Source organism: Kribbella sp. NPDC006257, from assembly GCF_040613535.1.
Classification (GTDB): Bacteria; Actinomycetota; Actinomycetes; order Propionibacteriales; family Kribbellaceae; genus Kribbella.
Genome location: NZ_JBEXSJ010000024.1, coordinates 106,279 through 129,056, shown reverse-complemented (window position 1 = coordinate 129,056; position 22,778 = coordinate 106,279). Strand labels below are relative to the sequence as shown.

Below are 22,778 nucleotides of genomic sequence, written 5' to 3'. Positions count from 1 at the left end.
TCCGACACGGGGCACTAGGCTCGGAGCTGTGGACCTAGGAGAGATGCGGAAGACCTACGGCCTGGGAGAGTTGCTCGAGAGCCAGGTCGATGCCGACCCGATCGTGCAGTTCGGCAAGTGGCTCGCGCAGGCGACCGAGGCCGGCCTCGCCGAGCCGAATGCGATGGTGATCGCCACCGCCGACGCGAACGGCCGTCCGTCGGCGCGGACCGTGCTGCTGAAGGGCCTGGACGACCGCGGCTTCGTCTTCTACACCAACCAGCAGTCCCGCAAGGCCGACGACCTGGCGGCCAATCCGTACTGCGCGTTGGTCTTCCCCTGGCACGCGATGGAACGCCAGGTCCGGGTCGAGGGTGTCGCCGAGAAGGTCGCTCAGGACGAGGTCGACGCGTACTTCGCTTCAAGACCGCGCGGCTCCCAGCTAGGCGCCTGGTCGTCCCAGCAAAGCCAGCCAGTGGAGAGCCGCGAGGAGCTCGACCTGCAGTACGCCTCCTACGAACGGCAGTGGCCGGAGGGCACCGAGATCTCGACTCCCTACTTCTGGGGCGGCTACCGGATCCGTCCCGAGTCGTTCGAGTTCTGGCAAGGCCGCACCAGCCGCCTGCACGACCGCCTGGCCTACCGGCGTACGAGCTCCTCGTCCTGGGAACTACTCAGACTCCAGCCCTGATCGGGCCCGGTCTCCCGGAAGCCGTGCTTCTTCCACCAGCGGGCGAACGGGCCTGGTGCCCACCAGTTGGCGCGGCCGAGTAGGCGCATCGTCGCCGGGACCAGCAGAGCCCGTACGACGGTCGCGTCGATCAGGATCGCGATCGCCAGCCCGACGCCGATCATCTTCACGAACACGATGCCCGAGGTGGCGAACGCGCCGACCACGATGATCAGCAGCAGTGCGGCGCTGGTGATGATCCCGCCGGTGCGCTGCAGCCCCAGGGCGACCGAGCGGGTGTTGTCGCCGGTCCGGTCGTACTCCTCGCGAATCCGGCTGAGCAGGAACACCTCGTAGTCCATCGACAGCCCGAACAGGACGGCGAACAGCAGCACCGGGTTCGTCGCTTCCAGGAATCCCGACGGGGTGAAGCCGAGCAGCCCGGACAGGTGTCCGTCCTGGAAGATGAAGACCATCGCTCCGAAGGACGCCGAGAGCGACAGGACATTCATCAGCAGCGCCTTGGCCGGCAGCACAAAGGAGCCGAAGGCAACGAACAGCAACAGGAACGTGACCAGCATGATGAATCCGGCCATCCAGGGCACCCGCTCACGCAGTACGTGCAGCAGATCCATCAGGGCTGCGGTGTCGCCACCTGCTTCGACGGTGGTGCCGGCGGGCGGTTGTACAGCACGAACCGACTTCACGACATCGCGAGCCGGCAGCTCCTGCGAGGTGTAGTGAGTGTGGATCTCGACGGACGCGACGCCGTTCTTGTAGCCCGTGAGCCGGACGTCCTGCACATCGCGAACTTGACCGAGTTGCTGAAGATAAGGAGCCAAGATCTGCTGGGCGTTCGCCGGCGGAGTGGCGAAGCGGACGGCAACCAGTACGTCGGATCCGCCGGCGCCGGCGAAGTCGTTCTGCAGGGTCTCGGTGACCGTGCGACTGTCGGCTCCGGCCGGCAAGGCCCGATGGTCCACGCCGCCCAATTGCACTTGCAGGAAAGGAATTCCGAGCGCCAGGAGCAGAGGAACCAGTACGACGACGTAGCGCACCGGGCGCCGCATCACGCTGTGCGCGAGCCGGTACCACGGACCGTGCTCGGTCGCCCCGGGTCCTCCTCGCTTCGACAACCAGGGCACCGTCAGCTTGTTCACCCGATCGCCGAGCACGGCCAGCAACGCGGGGAGTGCGGTCAAGGCGGCGACCATGGCGACCAGGACGGCCGCGGCACCGCCGTACGCCATCGAGCGCAGGAACATCACCGGGAACAGCACCAGGCTGGAGATCGCCACCCCGACGGTGATCCCGGAGAACGCGACCGTCCGGCCGGCCGTGCCCATCGTGATGGTCAGCGCCGTCTCCACATCGTTGCCGAGCGCAAGTTGTTCGCGGAACCGGGTGACGATGAACAAGGCGTAGTCGATCGCGAGTCCCAGTCCGATCATCGTGACGATGTTGATCGAGAACACCGAGACGTCGGTGAAGGTGGTGAGCGCCCGCAGAACGACGAAGGCGCCGAGGATCGCCAGCCCGCCGACGAACAACGGCAGGCTCGCGGCGACCAGGCCGCCGAAGACGATCACCAGCAGGACCAGCACGATCGGCAGCGAGATCGTCTCCGCATGCACGATGTCGTGCTCGGTCTGGGTGTTGATCTCGTCGTTGATGCCGTCCTCGCCGCCGACCAGCACGTCGATCCCGGCCGGCGCCTGCCGGACCTGGTCGGCGATCTTTCGGAAGGTGTCCAGCCGCTGGTCCGGATCGGAGCCGGCGAGCGTCAGTACGGCGTACGTCGAATGCTGGTCCTTCGACACGAAAGCGGGGGACTTGGTCGTCCAGAAGGTCGTCGTGCCGATGACGTCCTCCTTCGGCAATGCCGCGAGGTCCTGCTCGACGGCGCTGCGGAAGGTGCGGTCGCTGACGGTCTGCGTCGGGCTGCGATAGAGCACGACGACGTCGGTGCCGGAGCGGCCGATGTTCTGCTCGACCGTGCGGACCGCGCGGGCGGCCTCGGTGCCGGGCGCCTCGAAGCCGCCGTTCGCCAGCGAGCCGAACACTCCCGTGCCCCAGGCGATCGCGGCGACCACGAACAGGCCGGTCAGGGCCAGTATCAGGCGGCGGTGCCGGTAGTTGAAGGTGCCGAGCCTCTCGAACACGTCGTGCTCCCTCCGGACGGAGATTTAACAGCGATCACTGCGGTGAACACCGTTAACAGTTAACGGTGTAAACTGAACCGCAGGTCGGGCCCGGCTGTCAAGGAGTTCGCGATACGGTTCGGGACGACGACGAAGGAGTAGGTCACGGTGGAGGGCGAGAGCCGGCGGGATCAGCAGCAGGCTGCAACGGTCGCCGAGAGCCGGCGGGATCGGCAGCGGGCCGCGACGGTCGCCGAGATCAAGGCCGCGGCGCGGAAGCTGCTGGTTGAGGGCGGCCTGCCCGCGGTCGGACTGCGTGCCGTGGCGCGCGAGCTCGGGCTCAGCGCGCCGGCGCTCTACCGGTACTTCGGCAGCCACGAGGACCTCATCTCGGCCCTGATCGCCGACCTGTACGACGAGCTGACGGCGTACTTGATCCAGCTGCGGGACAGCGATCCGGCGGCGGATCTCGGCGAGCAGCTGTTCATGATCGCCGGCGGACTGCGAGATTGGGCGCTGGCGCATCCGGCGGAATTCGGGCTGCTGTTCGGGGCGCCGGTGCCGGACCCGCTCGACCCGGGGCACGAGCTGACCGCGGGGCATCAGGCGGCGATGCGGTTCGGCGCGGTGTTCGTGGAGCTGGTGACGAAGGTCTGGCACCAACAGCCGTTCGAGAGTGCGCCGGTGGAGCTGCTCGGACCTGAGTTGCAGGCTCAGCTGGAACAGAAAGCGGCCTTCTTCGGTGGGATGCCGCCGGGTGCTGTCTACCTGGCGCTGACCTACTGGACCCGGCTCTACGGCCTGATCTGCATGGAGGTCTTCGGCCAACTGCACTGGGCTCTCGACGACGCGGGCGCGTACTTCGCGGCGCAACTCCGCGAGATCGGTGAAGCCCTGGGACTCGACTGCCCACCGGCGGACTGAGTCAGCCGGACAATCCGGCGCCCGGCGTACCGGCGTACGGGCTCTGAGAAATAAAAGAGATCCGTGGGCGCTTCCGGAGACACGACCGGGTGGCCGAGCTCAGGGTCAGGCGGACTTTCCTGACTACCCACGGATCCGGTGGCGGCGTTGAACTGGCCGACCACTTGCCCACTTGAATCAGTGGTTGGCGGTCAGCCCGCCGCCACCTCACGAGTCCGAGTGAAATTCATACTCTGGACCACCTCCCTTCGCGTGTACCTGAAACTTACGTCGCGACCGGAGGCCGTTCAACAGGTTTTCGCCCACAGATGAACGACTTCTCGTGGTCCCATGAGGACATGGTCTTCAGGCTGGGGTTGCCCGTCATCGTCCTACTGGTCGGAACCGTCTGGTTCGCGTGGTCGTCGTACCGCCGGGCCGCCGTCGCCGAGCAGTCCGTGACCGAGCTGAACGCCGAGACGAAGGCGTTGCTGCAGGAGGTCCGGAGGCTGGAGAAGGCGGTCGCGGCTGCCGAGCAGGGCCTGCGTACGCTCAGCTCGCATCCGTCGGTGCCGCGCGATGTCGCGGTCACCGCAGACCTGACGCTCGCCGACATCCGGCGGCTCACCGAGGGCAAGGAGCTCGAGCACTGATGGCAAAACCGGGGACCGTGACCACGGTCGCGAAGGGCGGCAGCGTGAAGGTGAAGGTGATCGGCGGCCTGGTGCTCGCCGTGATCGCGCTGATCATCCTGCTGAACATCTTCAATTTCGCCAGCACGGACGCGAACCGGATCGGGCTGCACTACGGCGGTGGCGTGATCGAGGACAAGAAGTTCAAGTCGATCGTGCCGCCGGGTGCGACGAACAAGCTGATCGGCCCCGGCGACAAGATGTACACCTACCCGATCGACCAGCGGTCCTACATCATCGGCGGGGCCGGCGCGGACACCGAGGACGCCGACGAGGTCACCGTGGTCAGCAAGGACAACGTGCGGCTCGGCGTACGGGTGCAGGTCTACTTCACGCTGAACCGGGATCCGAAGGTGATCCAGCAGTTCCACGAGCGGATCGGGCTGAAGACCGACGCGTACACGCAGTCGGGCTGGGACGCGATGCTGCAGTCCTACTTCCGCCCGCAGATCGACCGGGCACTGGCCGCGGTTGCCACGAACTACCTGTGGAACGAGCTGTACAACAACGAGGCCCGGAAGACGAAGTTCCAGACCGAGGCGGCGTCGAAGTTCACCGAGATCCTGCCGGCCGCTGTCGGTGGCGACTACTTCTGCGGGCCGTCCTACACCGGCGCCAACGGATGCGGGGAGCTCTCCTTCACCATCCAGAAGCCGACGCCGCTGGACAAGGGCATCATCGACGGGCTCGAGGCCAAGCAACGCGCCGAGCTCGCCAAGCAGGCGCAGGAGCAGAAGAACCAGCAGGTCAACGTCGAACTGCAGTCGGTCAAGCAGCAGGTCGCGTTGCTCGGGTCACAGGGTTACCTGCTGAAATCCGCGATCGAGTCGGGCAAGATCCAGTTCATGGTGATTCCGCAGAACGGCAACGTGAGCATCCCGGTGCCCACGCCGTCCACCACAACCACGCCGCGCTGATCCGATGTCCGCGCTGCCGTCCCATCTCGAGCTGGTGCAGGGTGTCGTCCTGCCCAGGCCGGTCGGCGCGGACCCGGTGCTGGATTTCCTGAACACCCGCTCCGAGTGGGCCGGCCGAGGGCCCGCCCGGAGCGAATGGCTCACGTCGTACCAGGCGCTCGTCATCTGGAGCGGGTACGTCGGTCTGCTCACCGACGCGAGCGTCTTCCGGCTGATCGAGCAAGCCTCGGTCAAGCCGACGGACGCCGCCCGGCGACTCGATGCGGCGCGGGAGTTCCGGGCCGACCTGTACGACGTACTCACGGACTCCTCTGCTGCCGGGTCCTTCGACGCGGTCGCCCGCGTGATCGACAAAGCAGCCGCCCGCCGCCGCCTCCTCGCCGTACCAGCCGACCGCCCCGGCTTCCGGGCCGCCTGGGACCTCCCCGAAGATCTGAGTCTCCCGCTCGACCAACTCGCGATCCTCGCCGCCGACCTCCTCACCGGCCCCTCCCGCGACCACATCCGAGCCTGCCCCGGCGACGCCTGCGGCTGGCTCTTCCTCGACCCCCGAGGCCGCCGCCGCTGGTGCTCCATGTCCACCTGCGGCAACCGAGCCAAAGTCCGAGCCCACGCCGCCCGAACCCGCTGACCCCCCGCCCAAGCGCCTCGCACCACTGCCTGGTCGGCCCGGTGGCGCGATGTTCCCCCGCTGTCGCGAAATTGGCCTGCTAGCGGCCGAACAACCCACCAGCGGCCGAACAACCTGCCGGCCTGGCAGACATCGACCGCGGGTGCTGTGGGGCGCCGCCCGGTCAGCTGGTCGGTAGGAGTTCGGGGATTGGCGGACCGCTGACACTCATCAACTTGTTCTTTCTGCTGGGGATTGGGCTGGCGCACGCTTGGCTGCGGGTGTCGGTGGAGGTTGGTGAGTGTTGGCGGTCCGGCTGGTCAGTTGAAGAGGGCGGGATCTACCAGGATCCAGGTGTGGTGGGCTCGCGCGAGGACTCGGCCGTCGGGGTCGTAGAGGGTGGTTGCGGTGTGGGTTTTGCGGCCGTCTTCGGAGAGGAGGCGGCCGATGATGACGCAGGGGTCGCCGGGGGTGGGGCGGGCGTCCACGCAGGCGGTCATCTGGCCGAGGACGGACGGGCGGCCGTCAAGGTCGATGGACCAGCCGCCGGGGCAGTCGAGGGCCGACCAGAGGTAGACCGGGTCGACCAGGCCGTCGGCGGCGGCGAGGTCTGCGGCGGGGGTCCAGGTGCAGGCGGTGCGGTCGTCGCCGATCGGGCCGGGGCGGAGTTGCAGGCCTTCGGCGTTCTCCGGGCCGCAGACGAAGCAGCCCGGGAAAGGGTGGTTCGAGAGGCCCCGGTACGACGACTCGGCCGCGCGCGCCTCGTCGGCACTCACCGGGTCGATCGCCGCGTCGGCCAGCACCCCCGCATCGACAGCGGTCGCCGAAGCCACCAACGTCCCACCGTCCGCCAGCACCGCGGTTTCGGGGGTGGTGGTTAGGGAGAGGGTGGTGTCGAGGGGTGGGGGGAGTAGGAGGCGGACCTGGGGGACCAGGTCGCCGGCGACGCGGGCGAGCGCCGTACCGACTGTGCCGGCGACGTAACCACCGTTGCCTGATTGGGCCGGCCCGCGAAAGCGCGGCGCGATCCGCACCACCTCACTCGTCATCCGAAGACCCTAGCCCGAACCGCCAGCAGTCGGTTGAAGCGGTCGAACGAGTTAGGTGTGGCATCGATTGCGCAGGAAAGCGCGGGGAAACCTGCGAATTCTGAGGATCTTTGCAGATTTACTGCTCTGACCACTCTCATTCAAACGTCCGTTTGAACTATGCTGACTGCAGGCTACGGCGCGTGAGCAGGTGGGGTGCCTGAGCGAGCAGTAGCCGGGGGGAAGGAGAACTCTGTGGAAACACCCGTGGAATCCACCCGGGAGAGACTGCTCAACATCGCCGAGCAGAGGTTCGGCGAAGGGGGTTACGAAGGAACCTCGCTGCGGGCGATCACGGTCGCCGCAGCCGCCAATATCGCCGCGGTGAACTATCACTTCGGCTCGAAGGAAGCGCTGCTCCGGGCCGCCGTGGCCCGGGCGATGGCGCCGGTGAACACCGAGCGCCGGCGCCGGCTCGACCAGCTGGAGGCGAAGGGCCAGCCGACAGCGGAGCAGCTGATCCGCGCCTTCGTCGAACCAGGGCTGGATCTCGTACTACGCCGCGGCGAGCGCGGGCCGGTGGTCGCCAGGTTCATCGGGCGGATCGCGTTCGACCCGAGCCAGCGGATCCGCGAGCTGTATGCGGCCGAGTCGGATCCGGTCGAGGCGCGGTATCTCACGGCGCTGCAGGCCGCGTTGCCGAGGGCCGCGCCGTCGTCGGTCGCCTTCGGGTACGTGAACATGCTCGGCCTGCTCGCGCTGCACCAGTCGCAGGCGCTCGCCCGGCCGCCGGGGGACCCGACCGACCAGTCCGAGGATCCGGGCAAACTGGCCGAGAACCTGATCGCGTTCCTGGTCGCCGCTTTCGACAGAGGACTGCGCGCCTGAGCAACCGCGTGCGCCGTGCCGGGCGGGCCAGGTCCCCACGGTGTCCAGAAATTGCTCACGGATGTTCGAACCGCTGGGTAACGCTGCATAATGGCACTCCGTGGAGCCCTGTGAAGTCGTGGTTGCCGTCGATCTCGGTGGAACCCGGATGAAGTGCGGCCTGGTCGCCGCCGACGGTGCCGTGCTGCACCGCGAGACCAGGCCGACTCCCCGGGCGCTGCCTGCCTCCGGGCACGGCGGCCGCGCCGTCCTCGACGCCCTGCTCGAAACCGTCGTCGAGCTCGGCCAGAAGGCCGCCGCCGACGGTCATCGGGTCCGGGCGGTCGGTGTCGTGGTGCCCGGCATCATCGACGCCGAGACCGGCACCGTGGGCGCCGAGAACCTGGCCTGGGCCGGTACGCCGGTGCTCGCGGAACTCCGTGCCGCGATCGGCCACGACCAGCGGGTCGTCCTCGCGCACGACGTCCGGGCCGGCGGGTACGCCGAGCTCCGCCAGGGCGCCCTGACCGGTACGACGAACTCGCTCTTCCTCCCGCTCGGCACCGGGATCGCGGCGGCGATGGTCGTCGACGGTTCCCTGGTCAGCGGCGACGGGTACGCCGGGGAGCTCGGCCACACCAGATTCGTCAACGGCGAGGCCGCCGAGCTCTGCGCCTGCGGCCAATGGGGTTGCCTCGAGACGGTCGCCTCGGCGGCAGCGCTGGCCAGACGGTACGGCGTACGCACGGGCCGCGTCGTCGACGGCTCTCGTGAGGTGCTGGAACTCCTGGCCGATGGTGATCCTGATGCCGAGGCGGTGTGGAAAGAAGCCATGGCCGCGTTGGTCGATGCGCTGGTGCTCTACACGACGCTGGTCGCGCCGACCCGGATCGCGATCGGCGGCGGTCTGGTCGGGGCCGGTGAGACCCTGCTGGCACCGCTGCGCGAGGGCGTCGCCGCGCGACTCACGTTCCAGCGACGCCCGGAGATCGTCGCCGCCGAACTCGGCGAGGAAGCCGGCTGCCTAGGCGCCGCCCTGATGGCCTGGGACAGCGTCATCGAGGACGAGAGTGGGGACGGGACGGTATGACGACGTATCGGGTGGCTCGACTGGTCACGCCGGATGAGGTCTATGAGGGCGCCTGGATCCAGGTGGTCGACGGCGACATCGTCGCGCTCGGCCGTCGGTCCGACGGGATGCCCGCCGACGGGCAGCGTCCCGAGGACCTCGGCGACGTCACGGTCGTTCCGGGTTTCGTCGACATCCACACGCACGGCGGCGGCGGTTCGACGTACTCGACCACTGATCCCGAGGAGGCCCGCAAGGTCGCGGCCTTCCACGCCAAGCACGGCACCACGACGACGATGGCCAGCCTGGTCACCGGACCGCTGGACGAGCTCGTCGACCAGACCGCCTGCCTGGCCGAGCTGATCACCGACGGCGTGATCGCGGGCGTTCACCTCGAAGGCCCGTTCCTGTCGGAGGCCCGGTGCGGAGCCCATGAGCCGACACTCCTCCGGGACCCGGTCAAGGAAGACGTCGCGAAGGTGCTCAGCGACGCGGTGAAGATGGTGACGATCGCGCCGGAGCTGCCGAGCGGCCTGGATGCGATCCGCCAGGTCGTCGACGCCGGCGCGGTCGCGGCGCTCGGGCACACGGACGCGACGTACGAGCAGATGATCGGCGGTGCGGATGCCGGCGCGACGGTGGCGACCCACCTCTTCAACGGGATGCGGCCGTTCCACCACCGCGACCCAGGTCCGGTGGGCGCCGCGCTGAACGATCCGCGCCTGCTGCTCGAAGTGATCAACGACGGCATGCACCTGGATCCGCAGGTGGTCCGGGTCGCGCTCGCCGCAGCCGGGGTCGACCGGATCGCGCTCATCACCGACGCGATGGTCGCGACCGGGATGCCCAACGGACGGTACCAACTCGGCAGCCTCGAGGTGGACGTCGAGGACGGGCTCGCGACGCTTGCCCACGGCACCCATTCGATCGCGGGCAGCACGTTGACGATGGACGTCGCCTTCGCCAATGCGGTCAAGGCCGGGACCTCATTGGTCGACGCATCGCGGATGGCATCGGGGACACCGGCGCAGGCGTTCGGCTGGTACGACGTGGGCAGTATCGTGGCCGGCAAGCGGGCCGACCTCGTTCTTCTGGACGAGGAGTACGCCGTCCGCAAGGTGATGCGGGCCGGCGCGTGGCTGGACTGATCGGGACCGTCACCCTCAACCTGGCGCTCGACGTCACGTACGGCGTCGCCGAGCTGAGGGTCGGCGGCAGCCATCGGGTCACCGATATCAAGCAGCGTGCCGGTGGCAAAGGTGTCAACGTCGCGAGGGTTGCCGCGACCTTGGGGCATGAAGTGCTCGCGCTCGGATTCGTCGGCGGAGTGACCGGTGAGCTGGTCGCCGAAGAGCTGTTCGATGCGGGACTGACGGCGCTGCTGACTCCGATCCGCGGCGAGACCCGCCGGACTGTTGCCATCGTCAACGGTGTCGACGGCGACGCGACGATCTTCAACGAAGCCGGGCCGTCGGTCTCGGACGACGAATGGCGCGCGTTCCTCGACCGGATGCCGTGGGCGCGACTCGGCGTACTGGCCTGTTCGGGTAGCCTGCCGCCGGATCTTCCGGCCGATGCGTACGCGGAGATCGCCGTTCACGCGCGGCACCACGACGTTCTCACCGTGATCGACGCCGGCGGCGAAGCGCTGATGGCCGCGGCGAAGGCGGGCGCCGTCGTACGCGCCAACGCCGCTGAACTGAAAGAAGCCCTCGGCAACGACATCGAGGTCGAAGAGGGCGCAAGGCAACTGGTGTCCGTCGGCGCAACAGCTGCTGTCATCACCGACGGATCACGCGGAATGGTTGCTGCCAGCAAGCATGGCGCCTGGCGCGCGCTGCCGGTCGAGCGAGTCTCCGGCAACCCGACCGGTGCCGGCGATGCCTGTACTGCGGTCGTGGCGGCCGCCGTCGCCGAAACACCCCAGCCGGACTGGTCCGCAGTACTCAAGTCGGCCGTTGCCGCATCCGCTGCTGCGGTCCTGACACCGGTTGCCGGCGACATCGAGCTCGCGGCGTACCAGCGGTGGCTGCCGCAAGTCGCCGTACAGAGCCTTTAAGAACAAAGGGAGTCAGAAGATGCCGTTGGTTTCCGGAGCCGAGGTCGTACTGGGTGCAGCGAAGGCGGGGAAGGGCGTCGGCGCGTTCAATGTGATCCAGCTGGAGCACGCGACCGCGCTGATCGCCGGGGCCGAGCAGGTCGGCGCGCCGGTCATCCTGCAGATCAGTGAGAACGCGGTGAAGTACCACGGTTCGCTCAAGCCGATCGGCGTCGCGACGCTGGCTGCTGCCTCGGCGGCGACGGTGCCGGTGGTGGTTCACCTCGATCACGCGATGGATCGCGACCTGGTCGCCGAGGCGGTGGCGCTCGGCTTCACCTCGGTGATGTTCGACGCCTCGAAGCTCGAGTACGCCGACAATGTCGCCGCTACGACCGAGGTGACGACCTTCTGCCACGACCACGGCGTCTTCGTCGAAGCGGAGATCGGTGAGGTCGGCGGCAAGGACGGCGTCCACGCTCCCGGCGCCCGGACCCGCCCGGACGAGGCGCTCGCCTTCGCTCAAGCGACCGGGGTGGATGCCCTCGCGGTCGCCGTCGGTTCGTCCCATGCGATGACCGAGCGCACCGCTGAACTCGACTTCGCGCTGATCGCTGAGCTGCGCGCCGCCGTACCGGTTCCCCTTGTATTGCACGGTTCTTCGGGTGTCGCCGACGACGACCTGACCCGCGCGGTCGAGGCGGGGATGACGAAGGTCAACATCGCGACTCACCTCAACAACGTCTTCACCGCCTCGGTCCGCGAAACCCTCGCCGCCAACCCGGCCTTGGTCGACACCCGCAAATACCTGGGTCCAGCCCGTACGGCGGTCGCCGCGGAGGTCGCCCGCCTGCTAACCCTCCTGAAGGCAATCTGATCCCACTCGGCTGGTCAGAGGGAGCAGTTGCCGCGGACCCAGCCGGCTCTGAGCTGGTCGCGGGCGAGCTGCACCTGTTCTCGGGCGCTCGGGTCCGGCACCTCGTAGTCGTCGATAAGCCGCGTCAGCGCGAACTCGATCGCTGCCACCACGGCGTCCTCCTGCGAGACCTCAGACTCGTTGACGCCCGCCACACCGGCGGTCAACGCGGCGATGCCGGCCAGCTCCTGCGGAGTGAGCCGCAGGCGTAGCTCGGTTCTGCTGTCCACGCATCCTCCTCGGCGGTTGGTAGAGTCATCTTGCAATGCAACGGTCATGTTTCACAAGAGCACTCGGGGTGAGGAGTCGATCGGGATGACGGCAACCGCGGTGGACCAGACCCTGCGGGCGGCCACCGTCGAGGTGCTCGCCGAGCACGGCTGGAACGGCGTCACGCTCGAACGCGTCGCGGAACGTGTCGGCCGGTCCCGCGTCACGCTCTGGCGCCAGGGCCTGTCCGTCGAGACGCTGCTGAATGCCCTGCTCGATGATCTGGCGCAGGACTATCGCGACACCATGTGGCCGGTGCTCGCCGCGCACGGCACCGGAAGAGAGAACCTGGTCCGCACGCTGACCGCCTTGTTCGACGTGATCGACCGGCATATTCCGCTGATGCTCTCCTCCGACCTGATCTTCCATCGGGAGCAAGAGCGCAACGGCTCGGTCTCCTTCCTGGACCCGTTCGAGCGCTTCCTGCGGGAGGGCGCGGCCGACGGTTCGCTCCATCCCCGGGGGCGGATCAGCGATGTCGCCGAGGTGCTGCTCGTGAGTGCGGCCTTCACCTACGTGCACATGCGCGGCCGGCATCACTGGTCGAAGTCGCGGGTCCGCGGCCTGACCCTGGACCTGACCCTGCGCGGCCTCGTCGACCCCTGAGCCGTGCAACATGCCTGTTGCAATTCCTGCAACAGCGGTGTTACATGGGAGTCGAAGCTGACCAGCACGTCGAGGGGAATCGCCATGACATTGCCGTACGCCGAACCACTCACCAAGCTCAGCCCTGGTCCGCGAGTGATCCCCGAGCCGCCGCGCGTCGGCGAGCCCGGCGGGGACCCGTGCGGACTCTGCACCTGGATCGCCGATCCGGAAGCCTCCGGACATCGGCCGCCGCTGTGGAGCAACGAGGACTGGGTGCTGTGCCGGGCGACCGAGATCACCATTCCGGGCATCGTCTGGCTGACCACCCGCGAGCACCACGACTCGTTCGCCGATCTGCCGGAGCGGGTCGCCGCGAGCTACGGCGGCGTGGTCGCGCGGATCGAACGGGCCATCCTGGCGCTCGGCGACATCGCACGCGTTCATGTCTACCGCTGGGGTGACGGTTCGTCCCACTTCCACGTCTGGTTCTACCCGCGCCCGCTCGGCATGCTCGAAGCCCGCCGCGAAATGCTCCCCCTCTGGGCAGACCTGATGCCGGAACTCCCGAAGGAAGCCGCCGAAGAAGCCGAACAAAAGATCGCCGCCGCCATGAGGGCAGGCGATCCGCAGCCATGAACCCGAGGTGGGGAAGCTCGCGCCGGGCGCCCGTTGGGCGCCCGCTCGTGAGGGCGGCCGGGGCGCCGCTCGTGAGGGCGCCGGGGGTGCTGCGGTGAAGCCGGAGGCGAGCCAGCCTGGGTTGGTGCGGGGGTTGGGGTTGGCGGATGCGGTGGTGATCGGGGTCGGGTCGATGGTGGGGGCCGGGGTGTTCGCGGTCTGGGCGCCTGCTGCCCGGGCCGCGGGGGCCGGACTGCTGGCCGGGCTGGTGATCGCCGGGATTGTTGCCTACTGCAACGCGGCTTCTTCGGCCCAGTTGGCCGCGGTCTACCCGGTGTCGGGTGGCGCCTACATCTACGGCAGGGAACGGCTTTCTCCCACCCTCGGCTTCCTGGCCGGCTGCTGTTTCGTGATCGGCAAGACCGCCTCATGCGCCGCGATGGCGCTCACCTTCGCGACGTACGTAGTACCGGACCCCGGTTGGCTCCGCCGAGGAGTCGCGTTGGCAGCGGTGCTCCTGCTGGCCGCCGTCAACTACCGAGGAGTGACCCGGACGGCTCGCCTCACCCGGATCATCGTCGCCTGTTCGCTGGCCGTCCTCGCACTCGTCCTGATCCTCGTCCAAACCTCGACCGGTCCGCATCGGTTCCCATCGGTCTGGCCAGGTGGGACAAGCGTCTACGGAGTTCTCCAAGCGGCCGGCCTACTCTTCTTCGCCTTCGCCGGCTACGCAAGAATCGCGACGATGGGCGAGGAGGTCCGCGACCCGGCACGGATCATCCCCCGAGCCGTCTTCATCGCACTACTCGTTGCCGTAGGCATCTATGCACTCATCGGCCTGACCCTGCTCAGCACAGTCGGCGCCGACGGCCTCGCATCCTCCGCCGCACCGCTCGCAACAGCAGTCAGTACTGCGGACGCCGCCTGGGCGGTTTCCATCGTCCGGATCGGCGCCGCACTAGCCAGCCTAGGAGCGTTGCTCGCCCTGATCGCCGGCATCGGCCGCACCACCTTGGCGATGGCCCGCAACGGCGACCTCCCCAGCTGGCTCGCCGCCGTTCATCCGCGCTACCGGGTCCCACATCATGCCGAGGTAGCGCTCGCCGTGGTCGTCGGAGTCCTGGTGCTGACCACCGACCTGCGCGGCGTGATCGGCTTCTCGTCGTTCGGTGTCCTGTTGTACTACGCGGTCGCCAACGCGGCCGCTTTCACGCAGCCCCGGGACCAGCGTCGCTGGTCCCGGGTGGTCAACATCGTCGGCTTGCTCGGTTGTGTCGTCCTGGCTTTCACCCTGCCGATCGCCTCGGCGGCGACCGCGGCCGGCGTACTGGTTGTCGCGTTGCTGGTCAGGTCAGGTCGCGGCGGATCCGCCAGAAGCTGAAGCCGGCCAGGGCAAACGCCAAGACCAGGAAGACGCCGGTCTCGCGCCACTGCAGATCCCAGAACCGGCTGGCAGGAATGTAGGTGATCTTCTGCCGGTAACCCTCGTCCGCCAACCGGGTGAAACAGGACGCCAGCGACTCGTTCGTTGACTCCCGCTCCGTTCCGCCCGGGCCCGGAGGTCGCGGAACACAGGCTCCGAACCAAGCGGGCAGCAGCTTCTGGACCTTCCCGGCGGAGTTCACCGTCTGGTCGGCCAGTTTCCAGTCGCCTGGTCCGTCCATCTTGACCTCGAGGCCTTTCACCTGAGGATTTGCCGCCGACCCATCGATCTGGAGCCCCCGCATGTTGTCGTCGGTCACGATCGTGGTGGCCGTCGACGGGCTGACCAGATGCGGCCTCAGCAGGATCGGCGAGAAGATCTGCACTGCGATGACCACGGCCAGGGTCAGCGCGACCGCGACCAGGCTCCGGCGGACGATCAGGCCGATCGCGATGCCGAGGGTGAACGCGAAGGCCGTGTAGCCGATCGGAACGATGCCGCGGCCGGCGAACACCGACGGCCAGAGTCGCGGCACGAACGAGTTGGTGTCGGCGCCACTGCCGACCGCGTCGTCGATCGGGTCGGACCACCGGGTCACTGCCAGGCTGAGCAGACCGGTGAGGGCCACCGCGGACACGCCACTGACCACCAGCTTGGTGAGCAGCCAGCGGGCCCGGCTGATGCTCTGGGTCCAGACCAGGCGGTGCGTCCCGGCCTCCAGTTCGCGGGCGATCAACGGCGCGCCCCAGAAGGCGCCGATCACCGGCGGAGCGGCGTACACCGCGATCATGCCGATGGCATACAGGCGGAGGTTCCAGTGCTGGAACGAGAGTTGCTCGAGGAAGGCGGACTTGTTCAACTGATAGTCGTGCAACATGCCGGGCCCGGTCAGCAGCAACACGAAGCCGATCACGATGACCGCGGCGGCGATCACCGATGCCTGCAGGCGGAACTGACGCCAGGTCAGCCAGATCATCTTTGGACCTCCAGGACCGGACGGTGGTTGTTCTCTTCAGGTGCGACGTTGCGGCCCATGTAGGCCAGCACGAGGTCTTCGAGGGAGAGCCTGCTGACGGCCCAGGCGGGATCGAGGATCGGCTCGTCGGTCCGGATCAGCAGCGTGGACTGGCGATCCGTGTGGCTGGCCGTGATCACGTGCTGGGCCGCGGGCAGCGTCTTCTCGTCGCGCCGCGGGCCGGTGAGCCGGTAGTGGGTCGCCAGCAGCGTCTCGATGTCGCCGCTGACCTGGACCCTGGAATCGACCAGTACGACGAGGTAGTCGCAGGACCGCTCGACGTCGGAGACCAGGTGGGACGACAGCACGACGCTTATCTCCTGCTCGGCGACGGCCTCCATCAGGTCCTGCAGGAACTCCCGCCGGGCCAGTGGATCGAGCGACGCGACCGGCTCATCGAGGATCAGCAGCTCGGGGCGTTTCGCGATGCCCAGGGTGAGCGCGAGTTGCGCGCGCTGGCCGCCGGACAGCCGGCCGGCCCGCTGTTTCAGGTCATAGCCGAGCCGCTTGATCCGGGCCTGCGCGAGCGAGTCGTCCCAGCCCGGGTTGAGCCGGGCGCCGAGGCGCAGGTGGTCGGCCACACTCAGCCGGTTGTACGTCGGGGTGTCCTGGGCGACGAAGCCGACCTGTGCGCGTTGCGACGTACCGGCCGGGGCGCCCAGTACTTCGACGCTGCCGCTGGTCGGCGTGAGCAGGCCGACCGCGAGGTTGAGCAGCGTGCTCTTACCGGCGCCGTTGGGGCCGACCAGGCCGACGACGCGGCCGGCCGGGACGTCGAGGGTGCAATCGGACAACGCCCAGCGCCGCCCGTACTTCTTGCCCAGCCCGTGGGCCTGCAGAACCGTGTTCACGCTATCTCCTCCTGGGCGGCGGTGCGAAAGGTGGCCGAGAAAAGTGCCTCGATGCTCTCGTCGTCGAGGCCGGCCCGGCGGGCCTTGGTGAGCCAGCGCTGCAGGTCCTGCCGCAGCGGTCCGTGGGCGGCCAACGACGTGTCCGCCAGGGTCTGGGTGACGAACGTCCCGACCCCCTGCTTGGCCTGGACCAGCCCTTCGTGTTCGAGCTCGCGATAGGCCTTCAGCACGGTGTTGGGGTTGATCGCGAGCTGACCGACCACCTCTTTGACCGTCGGCAGCCGGTCGCCGACGCGCAACAGCCCCAGCCGGAGCGCGTTGCGGACCTGCTGGACGATCTGCTGGTACGGCGAGACGCCCGACCGCTCGTCGAGATGGAACTCGATCATCGCGTTACTCCATTCATCTAGTTAACTAGCACAATACGCTGCGCTCCGGGCCAGTCGTCAAGTGGTGATCCCCAACTGAGGGAGGATTCCGCTGTGACTGAGTCAGAGGTGACCGTCCGGAAGGCTGTCGAGGCAGACAGCGACACGTTGATCGCGCTGGAGCGGACCGCGTTCGACTCGCGGTCGGGCTTCCCCTCGTTCCGGGTCGCCGAGAAGGAATCGTTCTTCACCGAGCGGTGCCGGCCGGAGAACGTGCTCGTTGCCACGGACAGCGAGGAGATCGTCGGTTTCGCCCGGTTGACGAACAAATACCCGTTCCCCGAAGGAGCCGGCGTACTGACCGTCGGCGGCCTCGCCGTCGCGCAGACCGCGCGCCGCCGTGGCGTCGGCTCAGCCCTGCTGAACGCGATCAAGGCCGAGGGCGAGCGCCAAGGCGCTCGCAAGATCAGCCTCAACGTCTTCGCCGTCAACGACGAGGCGCAACGGCTCTACGCCAAGCACGGCTACGTCGTGGAGTCCCGCCGGACAGCCGAGTTCACCATCGACGGCGAACTCATGAACGATCTCGGTCTGGCGCTGTTCCTTTGATCGCTGCATAACGGCGCAGCGATTCCTCCCGCGCCGCACCGTGGTCGACGATCCGCGCCGGGTACCCCGGTACGTCGTACTTCCACGGCTCGTGTGCCGCCTTGCCGGCCAGGTCGCGCAACTCGGGAACCCACCTGCGGACGTAGGCAGCCTCGGGATCGAACTTGAGCCCCTGCGTGGTCGGATTGAAGATTCGGAAGTACGGCGACGCGTCGGCACCACACCCCGCAACCCACTGCCAGTTCAGCGAATTCGATGCGAGATCCCCGTCCCGCAACTGCTTCATGAACCAACGCGCGCCGTACTTCCAGTGCACCTGCAGGTCCTTGACCAGGAACGACGCGACCACCATCCGGACCCGGTTGTGCATGAACCCGGTGGCGGCCAGCTCCCGCATCCCCGCGTCGACGATCGGGTACCCGGTCAACCCGTTGCACCAGGCATCGAAACCGTCGCCCGGTTCGTCGTACGCCATCCGCTCGAACTCCGGCCGCAACGGCTTCCACGCAGCCTCCGGATACCGGGCGAGCAGATCGGCGCAGAACTCCCGCCAGGCGAGTTCCCGCTGGTACGCCGTGGCGCCGGCACTCCGCTTCGCTGCGAGATCGGCCAGCATCGTGCGCGGATGGATCTCCCCGTACTTCAACGGGATCGACATCCGCGAGGTGGAATCCAGATCCGGCCGATCCCGCTCGTCGTCGTACGCCGCGATGTCGCCGAGATACTCCTGCCAACGCTTCCGCGCGACCTCTTCTCCTGCTTCCGCGGTGCTCTCCGGCAGAGCCTCGCTTTTCAACCCGATCCACTCGACGCCGGTCGGTGCAGCGACCGGTTGCCGCCAGCCGTGGTCGCGCCACGCCCCGTAGTACGGGGTGAAGACCTGGTACGACGTGCCCTGCCTCGTCAGCACCCGGCCGGGCGCAACGGCGTACGGGGATCCGGTGCTGACGAGCGGGCAATCGAGCGCCTCGGCGACGGCGGAGTCGCGGCGTCCGCCGTACGGGCCGTAGTCGGCCGCGATGTGGACGCTTGCGGCGCCGATCTCGCGGGCGAGCGCCGGCAGCACCGTCGCCGGATCACCATGCCGTACGACGAGGTTGCCACCGATCGAGTCGGAGAGGCTGCGCAAGGAAGCGGCCAACTGCTCCTGCCGCGGCGATCCGGCTTTGTCCCACAGGGCGGAATCGAGGACGAACAAGGCCAGCACCCGGCCGTCGCCGGCCGCCACCGCGTCGAGCAGCGCCGGATTGTCGGCCAGCCGCAGATCACGCCGGAACCACATCACCGCAGACCCCATCGGCTCATCCTGGCCGATGCACAACTTTCGAGGGCACTTGAACGGCGGTGGCCGCTGGCGTGGGCGATTGGGTAAGGCTTGCCTACGTGAGTGAGAATGGTTGTCGTGAGCGAGCTGATCGATACCACCGAGATGTACCTGCGGACCGTCTACGAGCTGGAAGAAGAAGGCATCCTGCCGCTGCGCGCGCGGATCGCCGAACGGCTCCACCAATCCGGCCCGACGGTCAGCCAGACGGTGGCCCGGATGGAGCGCGACGGCCTGGTCACGGTCGAGGGCGACCGGCACCTGGAGCTCACCGCGGTCGGCCGGATGCAGGCGACCCGGGTGATGCGCAAGCACCGGCTGGCCGAGCGGCTGCTGGTCGACGTCATCGGGCTGGAGTGGGAGGACGTGCACGCGGAGGCCTGCCGCTGGGAACACGTGATGAGCGACGCGGTCGAGCTGCGGCTGCTGAAGATCCTGGACAACCCGACCGAGTCGCCGTACGGCAACCCGATCCCGGGTCTGGAGGAGCTGATCAAGGACACCGCGGCGACCGAGATCGGCGAGTTCCGGTTCGGCGTGGAGCCGTTGGACAAGGTGCTCGACCAGGCGACCGGCGAGAGCGTCCGGGTGCTGGTCCGGCGGATCGCCGAGCCGGTGCAGACCGACGACGGTGCGATGGCCGTACTGCGGCGCGCGGGCGCGCTGCCCGGCCGCGAGGTCGACTCGATGCTCGACGCCGAAGGTGTCCTGGTCGGCAGCCGCGAAGCCGGCGGCGTGATCAGCGACGAGACCGCGGGACACATCTTCGTAAGCGTCGTATAACGCCCCCCACCCTTTCCTTCGTTCCCTTGTCTTTGCACTTCGTTTTAGTTCAGAGCTGCATTAAGGGGTTGCGCTCGATGGTGTACTGCGTGTGATCAGGCAGTAACGTCTGACGGCGATGCCTGAGAACGAGATCGACTGGCCCGGATACCTGCGGCAGTTCCACACCGCGACCCCGGGCAGTACCGAAGCCCTGCTGTCCCGCGCTGTGTCGGGCGACCACACGCCGTACCGATGGCTGGTTCGCGCTGTCTCCGCGGAGTCCCGCCGGATCCTCGATCTGGCCTGTGGCAACGGTCCGGTCGCCCGCGAGCTGTACGGCCGCTGGGTGGTCGGCGTCGACAACAACTCGGTGCAGCTCAGCGGTTCGCCCGGTCCGAAGGTGCAGGCGGACGCCCTGCACCTGCCGTTCGCGAACGAAGCCTTCGACGTCGTCACCTGCTCGATGGGCCTGATGGTCCTCCAGCCGCTCCCCGACGTCCTGGCCGAAGCGGCGCGCGTACTGCGGCGGGGAGGCGTGCTGGCGGCAACCGTCCCGGCCGTCCGGCCGTTGCGCCGGGGCGACATCCGCACGCTCAGCGGGCTGACCACGCGACTGCGATCGACACCGCAGTTCCCGGCCGGTGGCGAGATCACCGGCCTGCGCGCTCTGCTCAACGGCGCCGGTTTCGACGTGCTGGAGAGTCAGCGCGAGCGTTACGCGTACACCGTCCGCTCGATCGACGACGCCCGTCGCTTGGTCGGCGCCCTCTACCTGCCCGGCGGCTCCGATGCGCGGCGTGAGACCGCAGCCGCCTGGCTTACCGAGCGGGCTGAAACCAAGCCGGACGGGCTCGAGGTCGCCATCCCGGTCCGCCGGATCACTGCGATGCGCACCAAGCTCGCCCTGTCCTGAGTCTCGTCGCGCCTTCCGGAGATTGGGCGGCCGGGGTAGCTGACGCCGCGGGTAGGTACGGTTCTCGTGTGGCTGCTCTGGTCTGGTCGGTTCGGTCGGTGGATCACGCCCTCGACGGGGAGACGGTCTACCGCGAACTGCTGGCGGACGAACCGGTCGCCTTCTGGCTCGACGGGAGTCTGACCGACCGGGCCCCCCGGCGGGTCTCGGTCCTCGGGACGTCGGCCGGCGCCGAGGTCGTCGTACGGGACGTGGCTGACGGTGACGTGTTCGCCGAGTTACAGGAGTTGCTCGCCGCCAAACGGGCACGGCTGGGCGCAGTACCGGCGGAGTTGGCGGACGTCTTCCCGGGTGGGTACGTCGGGTACTTCGGCTACGAGCTCAAAGCGCTGACCGGGGGAGCGGCGGTCCATGAAGCCCCGACCCCGGATGCGTTGTGGATCTGGGCGGATCGCTTCGTCGTCATCGATCACGACCGCGAGCTCAGCTATCTGGTGGCGGTCGACGAACCGGGCTCGCCGTCGGCGGCCGCCTGGCTCGAGTCGTCGACCTCGTCCTGGTGGATGAGCGGGCGGCAGGCCCCGTCGATCGCGTCGATGGATCTCGAGGCCCATCTCGAACAGGATCGCGCGACCTATCTGGCCGGGATCGGCGCGTGCATGGCTGCCTTGGAAGCTGGTCGGACGTACGAGGTGTGCCTGACCAACAGGGTGCGGCTGCCCGCGGTGGAGGACCCGCTCGAGTTCTATCTCTGGCAACGCGAGCAGAACCCGGCGCCGTACTCGGCCTTCCTCCGGTACGGCGAACTCGCGGTGGCCAGCTCGTCGCCCGAGCGTTTCCTGACCGTGGATGCGGACGGCTGGGCCGAGTGCCGCCCGATCAAGGGGACCGCCTCGCGCCTGGACGACGCCGCGCAGGACGAGCTTGCCGCCAAGGCGCTGGCTGAGGACGAGAAGACCCGCGCCGAGAACCTGATGATCGTGGACCTGATCCGCAACGACCTCGGTCGGGTGAGTGTGCCGGGCACTGTCCAGGTGCCGCAGTTGATGGTGGTCGAGAGCTACCGGACGGTGCACCAACTGGTGACGACAGTGCGCGGCCGGCTTCGGCCCGACGTCGACGCGCTGGACGCAGTACGGGCTTGTTTTCCGCCGGGTTCGATGACCGGGGCGCCGAAGATCGCGACGATGGAACTGCTCGACTCGCTGGAATGGAGCGCTCGGGGCGTCTATTCCGGAGTGCTCGGTTATCTCACGCTGGACGGCCGCGCGGATCTGAGCGTGGTGATCCGCACGGCGGTGCTCACGCCCGACGGCACCGTGGTCGGGGCGGGTGGGGCGATCGTGCTCGACTCGGATCCGGCCGCGGAGTACGACGAAATGGTGCTCAAGGCAACGGCTACGATCGGTAGGGTCTCGTGAACGCTTTACTGGTGGCGGATTCTTTCCTGGTTGCCGGCGGCAAGGTTCGTGGTCTCGACCTGCACCGGGAGCGGTTCGCCGGTTCCTGTGCTGCTGCGGGGTTCGCGGGAGCGGGGGAGTTCTGGGACGGGTCGTTGTCCCGCATCCCGACCTTCGGGCGATGGTTCCCGCGCTTCGAGCTGACCTCCGACGGGCCTGCTCTCCAGGTGCGCCCGGCGCCGTCGACCGGCGGGCGGATCCGGGTCGCGATCCACACCGGACCCGATCCGCGGACCTCACCTTTTGTCAAGGGGCCCGACCTCGAGGCGTTGGGTGAGGTGAAGGCGAAGGCGTTCGCGGACTTCGCGGCCGACGAGGTGCTGATCGTCGACACCGACGGCGTCGCGCTCGAGGCGGCGTACTCGGCGTTGGCCTGGTGGGAGGACGACACCCTCTGCTTGCCGCCTGCCGACCGCCGGTTCCTCCCGTCGGTGACCGCTCGGCTGCTCCGTGAGGTGGCGTCGTCCCAAGGCGTCGCGGTCGAGGAACGGGCCCGGACGGCCGACGAGCTCACGGCGTACGAGACCTGGCTGGTGAACGCACTCCACGGCATCCGCCCCGTCCATGCCTGGAACCACGGGCCCATCGATCCGCTCCCTGGCTCTCTTGCCACTGCTTGGCAGTCCCAGCTGGAAGGCCTTGCCCGCCCGATCTGAACTAGTGGCCTGAGTCCGAAGTTCACTAGGTCTTGCCAAAAACTGATATCACTATGCTACCTTCGTGCTAGATACCCCACGAAGGAGACGA

The 22,778-nt window shown here is 68.2% G+C and carries 25 protein-coding genes; 18 read left to right on the top strand and 7 right to left on the bottom strand.

Translation table 11 applies throughout. From position 1 onward, the window contains the following. The first annotated feature begins 28 nt into the window (after positions 1–28). Entirely contained in the window at positions 29–670 is a 642-nt protein-coding gene (pdxH, locus tag ABZ004_RS26790; RefSeq protein ID WP_355683811.1) for a pyridoxamine 5'-phosphate oxidase, read from the top strand. Here pdxH and ABZ004_RS26785 read toward each other — a convergent pair. Then, entirely contained in the window at positions 619–2,811 is a 2,193-nt protein-coding gene (locus tag ABZ004_RS26785; protein ID WP_355683810.1) for an MMPL family transporter, read from the bottom strand. The two genes, pdxH and ABZ004_RS26785, sit on opposite strands and share 52 nt — an antisense overlap. A gap of 147 nt (positions 2,812–2,958) precedes the next feature. Here ABZ004_RS26785 and ABZ004_RS26780 point away from each other — a divergent pair, with 147 nt between their 5' ends. From ABZ004_RS26780 to ABZ004_RS26765, 4 genes are all read left to right on the top strand, one after another. Beyond that, on the top strand, positions 2,959–3,714 hold the full coding sequence (locus tag ABZ004_RS26780; protein ID WP_355683809.1) for a TetR/AcrR family transcriptional regulator: 756 nt from the start codon (positions 2,959–2,961) through the stop codon (positions 3,712–3,714). Between the two features lie 308 nt (positions 3,715–4,022). Next, positions 4,023–4,346 carry a hypothetical protein gene (locus ABZ004_RS26775; RefSeq protein WP_355683808.1) on the top strand — a complete coding sequence of 108 codons (324 nt, stop codon included), beginning with the start codon at positions 4,023–4,025 and terminating at the stop codon, positions 4,344–4,346. After that, positions 4,346–5,302: an SPFH domain-containing protein gene (locus ABZ004_RS26770; protein WP_355683807.1), complete on the top strand. Its 957-nt coding sequence runs from the start codon at positions 4,346–4,348 to the stop codon at positions 5,300–5,302. The genes ABZ004_RS26775 and ABZ004_RS26770 overlap by 1 nt, the downstream gene beginning before the upstream one ends. A gap of 4 nt (positions 5,303–5,306) precedes the next feature. Further along, positions 5,307–5,933 (top strand): CGNR zinc finger domain-containing protein, encoded by a 627-nt coding sequence (locus ABZ004_RS26765; RefSeq protein ID WP_355683806.1) that lies wholly within the window; start codon positions 5,307–5,309, stop codon positions 5,931–5,933. A gap of 299 nt (positions 5,934–6,232) precedes the next feature. On the opposite strand, the gene ABZ004_RS26760 is transcribed toward ABZ004_RS26765, so the two are convergent. Further along, the gene (locus ABZ004_RS26760; protein ID WP_355683805.1) at positions 6,233–6,961 is read right to left on the bottom strand and encodes a hypothetical protein; all 729 of its coding nucleotides are present in this window, start codon (positions 6,959–6,961) and stop codon (positions 6,233–6,235) included. Between the two features lie 234 nt (positions 6,962–7,195). On the opposite strand from ABZ004_RS26760, the gene ABZ004_RS26755 reads away from it, so the two are divergent. The 5 genes from ABZ004_RS26755 to ABZ004_RS26735 all read left to right on the top strand — a co-directional run bounded on the left by ABZ004_RS26755 (position 7,196) and on the right by ABZ004_RS26735 (position 11,791). Then, on the top strand, positions 7,196–7,828 hold the full coding sequence (locus ABZ004_RS26755) for a TetR family transcriptional regulator (RefSeq protein WP_355683804.1): 633 nt from the start codon (positions 7,196–7,198) through the stop codon (positions 7,826–7,828). A 100-nt stretch (positions 7,829–7,928) separates the two neighbouring features. Then, the gene (locus ABZ004_RS26750) at positions 7,929–8,897 is read left to right on the top strand and encodes an ROK family protein (RefSeq protein ID WP_355683803.1); all 969 of its coding nucleotides are present in this window, start codon (positions 7,929–7,931) and stop codon (positions 8,895–8,897) included. Further along, positions 8,894–10,024 carry an N-acetylglucosamine-6-phosphate deacetylase gene (gene nagA / locus ABZ004_RS26745; RefSeq protein ID WP_355683802.1) on the top strand — a complete coding sequence of 377 codons (1,131 nt, stop codon included), beginning with the start codon at positions 8,894–8,896 and terminating at the stop codon, positions 10,022–10,024. Before ABZ004_RS26750 ends, nagA begins: the two co-directional genes overlap by 4 nt. After that, positions 10,012–10,935, top strand: a complete 924-nt coding sequence (locus ABZ004_RS26740) for a hexose kinase (RefSeq protein ID WP_355683801.1) — start codon at positions 10,012–10,014, stop codon at positions 10,933–10,935. Before nagA ends, ABZ004_RS26740 begins: the two co-directional genes overlap by 13 nt. Before the next feature lie 19 nt (positions 10,936–10,954). Continuing rightward, complete coding sequence (locus tag ABZ004_RS26735) at positions 10,955–11,791, top strand: class II fructose-bisphosphate aldolase (protein ID WP_355683800.1); 837 nt, start codon at positions 10,955–10,957, stop codon at positions 11,789–11,791. Between the two features lie 14 nt (positions 11,792–11,805). Here the strand turns inward: ABZ004_RS26735 and ABZ004_RS26730 are convergent, their stop codons facing one another. After that, positions 11,806–12,060 (bottom strand): hypothetical protein, encoded by a 255-nt coding sequence (locus tag ABZ004_RS26730; RefSeq protein WP_355683799.1) that lies wholly within the window; start codon positions 12,058–12,060, stop codon positions 11,806–11,808. Positions 12,061–12,145: 85 nt separating this feature from the next. On the opposite strand from ABZ004_RS26730, the gene ABZ004_RS26725 reads away from it, so the two are divergent. The 3 genes from ABZ004_RS26725 to ABZ004_RS26715 all read left to right on the top strand — a co-directional run bounded on the left by ABZ004_RS26725 (position 12,146) and on the right by ABZ004_RS26715 (position 14,684). Next, positions 12,146–12,706 carry a TetR family transcriptional regulator gene (locus ABZ004_RS26725; protein WP_355683798.1) on the top strand — a complete coding sequence of 187 codons (561 nt, stop codon included), beginning with the start codon at positions 12,146–12,148 and terminating at the stop codon, positions 12,704–12,706. Positions 12,707–12,790: 84 nt separating this feature from the next. Then, entirely contained in the window at positions 12,791–13,324 is a 534-nt protein-coding gene (locus ABZ004_RS26720) for a hypothetical protein (protein ID WP_355683797.1), read from the top strand. Between the two features lie 94 nt (positions 13,325–13,418). Next, a complete protein-coding gene (locus ABZ004_RS26715) occupies positions 13,419–14,684 on the top strand; it encodes an APC family permease (protein ID WP_355683796.1) in 1,266 nt (421 codons plus the stop codon). Here ABZ004_RS26715 and ABZ004_RS26710 read toward each other — a convergent pair. From ABZ004_RS26710 to ABZ004_RS26700, 3 genes are read right to left on the bottom strand one after another with little or no spacing between them, the layout of a single operon-like run. Continuing rightward, positions 14,650–15,702, bottom strand: coding sequence for an ABC transporter permease subunit (locus ABZ004_RS26710; protein WP_355683795.1), 1,053 nt, complete (start codon positions 15,700–15,702; stop codon positions 14,650–14,652). The genes ABZ004_RS26715 and ABZ004_RS26710 overlap by 35 nt on opposite strands. Continuing rightward, complete coding sequence (locus ABZ004_RS26705) at positions 15,699–16,592, bottom strand: ABC transporter ATP-binding protein (RefSeq protein WP_355683794.1); 894 nt, start codon at positions 16,590–16,592, stop codon at positions 15,699–15,701. The genes ABZ004_RS26710 and ABZ004_RS26705 overlap by 4 nt, the downstream gene beginning before the upstream one ends. Further along, complete coding sequence (locus ABZ004_RS26700) at positions 16,589–16,981, bottom strand: GntR family transcriptional regulator (RefSeq protein WP_355683793.1); 393 nt, start codon at positions 16,979–16,981, stop codon at positions 16,589–16,591. Before ABZ004_RS26700 ends, ABZ004_RS26705 begins: the two co-directional genes overlap by 4 nt. Positions 16,982–17,074: 93 nt before the next feature. Here ABZ004_RS26700 and ABZ004_RS26695 point away from each other — a divergent pair, with 93 nt between their 5' ends. After that, on the top strand, positions 17,075–17,569 hold the full coding sequence (locus tag ABZ004_RS26695) for a GNAT family N-acetyltransferase (RefSeq protein WP_355683792.1): 495 nt from the start codon (positions 17,075–17,077) through the stop codon (positions 17,567–17,569). On the opposite strand, the gene ABZ004_RS26690 is transcribed toward ABZ004_RS26695, so the two are convergent. Next, entirely contained in the window at positions 17,535–18,866 is a 1,332-nt protein-coding gene (locus tag ABZ004_RS26690; RefSeq protein ID WP_355683791.1) for a deoxyribodipyrimidine photo-lyase, read from the bottom strand. The genes ABZ004_RS26695 and ABZ004_RS26690 overlap by 35 nt on opposite strands. A 105-nt stretch (positions 18,867–18,971) precedes the next feature. Here ABZ004_RS26690 and ABZ004_RS26685 point away from each other — a divergent pair, with 105 nt between their 5' ends. From ABZ004_RS26685 to ABZ004_RS26670, 4 genes are all read left to right on the top strand, one after another. Beyond that, positions 18,972–19,676, top strand: a complete 705-nt coding sequence (locus ABZ004_RS26685) for a metal-dependent transcriptional regulator (RefSeq protein WP_355683790.1) — start codon at positions 18,972–18,974, stop codon at positions 19,674–19,676. Between the two features lie 118 nt (positions 19,677–19,794). Continuing rightward, positions 19,795–20,571 (top strand): methyltransferase domain-containing protein, encoded by a 777-nt coding sequence (locus ABZ004_RS26680; protein ID WP_355683789.1) that lies wholly within the window; start codon positions 19,795–19,797, stop codon positions 20,569–20,571. A gap of 68 nt (positions 20,572–20,639) precedes the next feature. Then, positions 20,640–21,992 carry an aminodeoxychorismate synthase component I gene (gene pabB / locus ABZ004_RS26675; protein WP_355683788.1) on the top strand — a complete coding sequence of 451 codons (1,353 nt, stop codon included), beginning with the start codon at positions 20,640–20,642 and terminating at the stop codon, positions 21,990–21,992. A gap of 11 nt (positions 21,993–22,003) precedes the next feature. Then, the gene (locus ABZ004_RS26670; RefSeq protein ID WP_355683787.1) at positions 22,004–22,687 is read left to right on the top strand and encodes an aminotransferase class IV; all 684 of its coding nucleotides are present in this window, start codon (positions 22,004–22,006) and stop codon (positions 22,685–22,687) included. Positions 22,688–22,778: the final 91 nt, after the last annotated feature.

Coding starts and splice junctions, on each gene's coding strand:
- ABZ004_RS26775 (WP_355683808.1), top strand. CDS start 4,023: ATGAACGACTTCTCGTGGTCCCATGAGGACATGGTCTTCAGGCTGGGG.
- ABZ004_RS26770 (WP_355683807.1), top strand. CDS start 4,346: ATGGCAAAACCGGGGACCGTGACCACGGTCGCGAAGGGCGGCAGCGTG.
- ABZ004_RS26765 (WP_355683806.1), top strand. CDS start 5,307: ATGTCCGCGCTGCCGTCCCATCTCGAGCTGGTGCAGGGTGTCGTCCTG.
- ABZ004_RS26760 (WP_355683805.1), bottom strand. CDS start 6,961: ATGACGAGTGAGGTGGTGCGGATCGCGCCGCGCTTTCGCGGGCCGGCC.
- nagA (WP_355683802.1), top strand. CDS start 8,894: ATGACGACGTATCGGGTGGCTCGACTGGTCACGCCGGATGAGGTCTAT.
- ABZ004_RS26735 (WP_355683800.1), top strand. CDS start 10,955: ATGCCGTTGGTTTCCGGAGCCGAGGTCGTACTGGGTGCAGCGAAGGCG.
- ABZ004_RS26725 (WP_355683798.1), top strand. CDS start 12,146: ATGACGGCAACCGCGGTGGACCAGACCCTGCGGGCGGCCACCGTCGAG.
- ABZ004_RS26720 (WP_355683797.1), top strand. CDS start 12,791: ATGACATTGCCGTACGCCGAACCACTCACCAAGCTCAGCCCTGGTCCG.
- ABZ004_RS26710 (WP_355683795.1), bottom strand. CDS start 15,702: ATGATCTGGCTGACCTGGCGTCAGTTCCGCCTGCAGGCATCGGTGATC.
- ABZ004_RS26700 (WP_355683793.1), bottom strand. CDS start 16,981: ATGATCGAGTTCCATCTCGACGAGCGGTCGGGCGTCTCGCCGTACCAG.
- ABZ004_RS26690 (WP_355683791.1), bottom strand. CDS start 18,866: ATGGGGTCTGCGGTGATGTGGTTCCGGCGTGATCTGCGGCTGGCCGAC.
- ABZ004_RS26680 (WP_355683789.1), top strand. CDS start 19,795: ATGCCTGAGAACGAGATCGACTGGCCCGGATACCTGCGGCAGTTCCAC.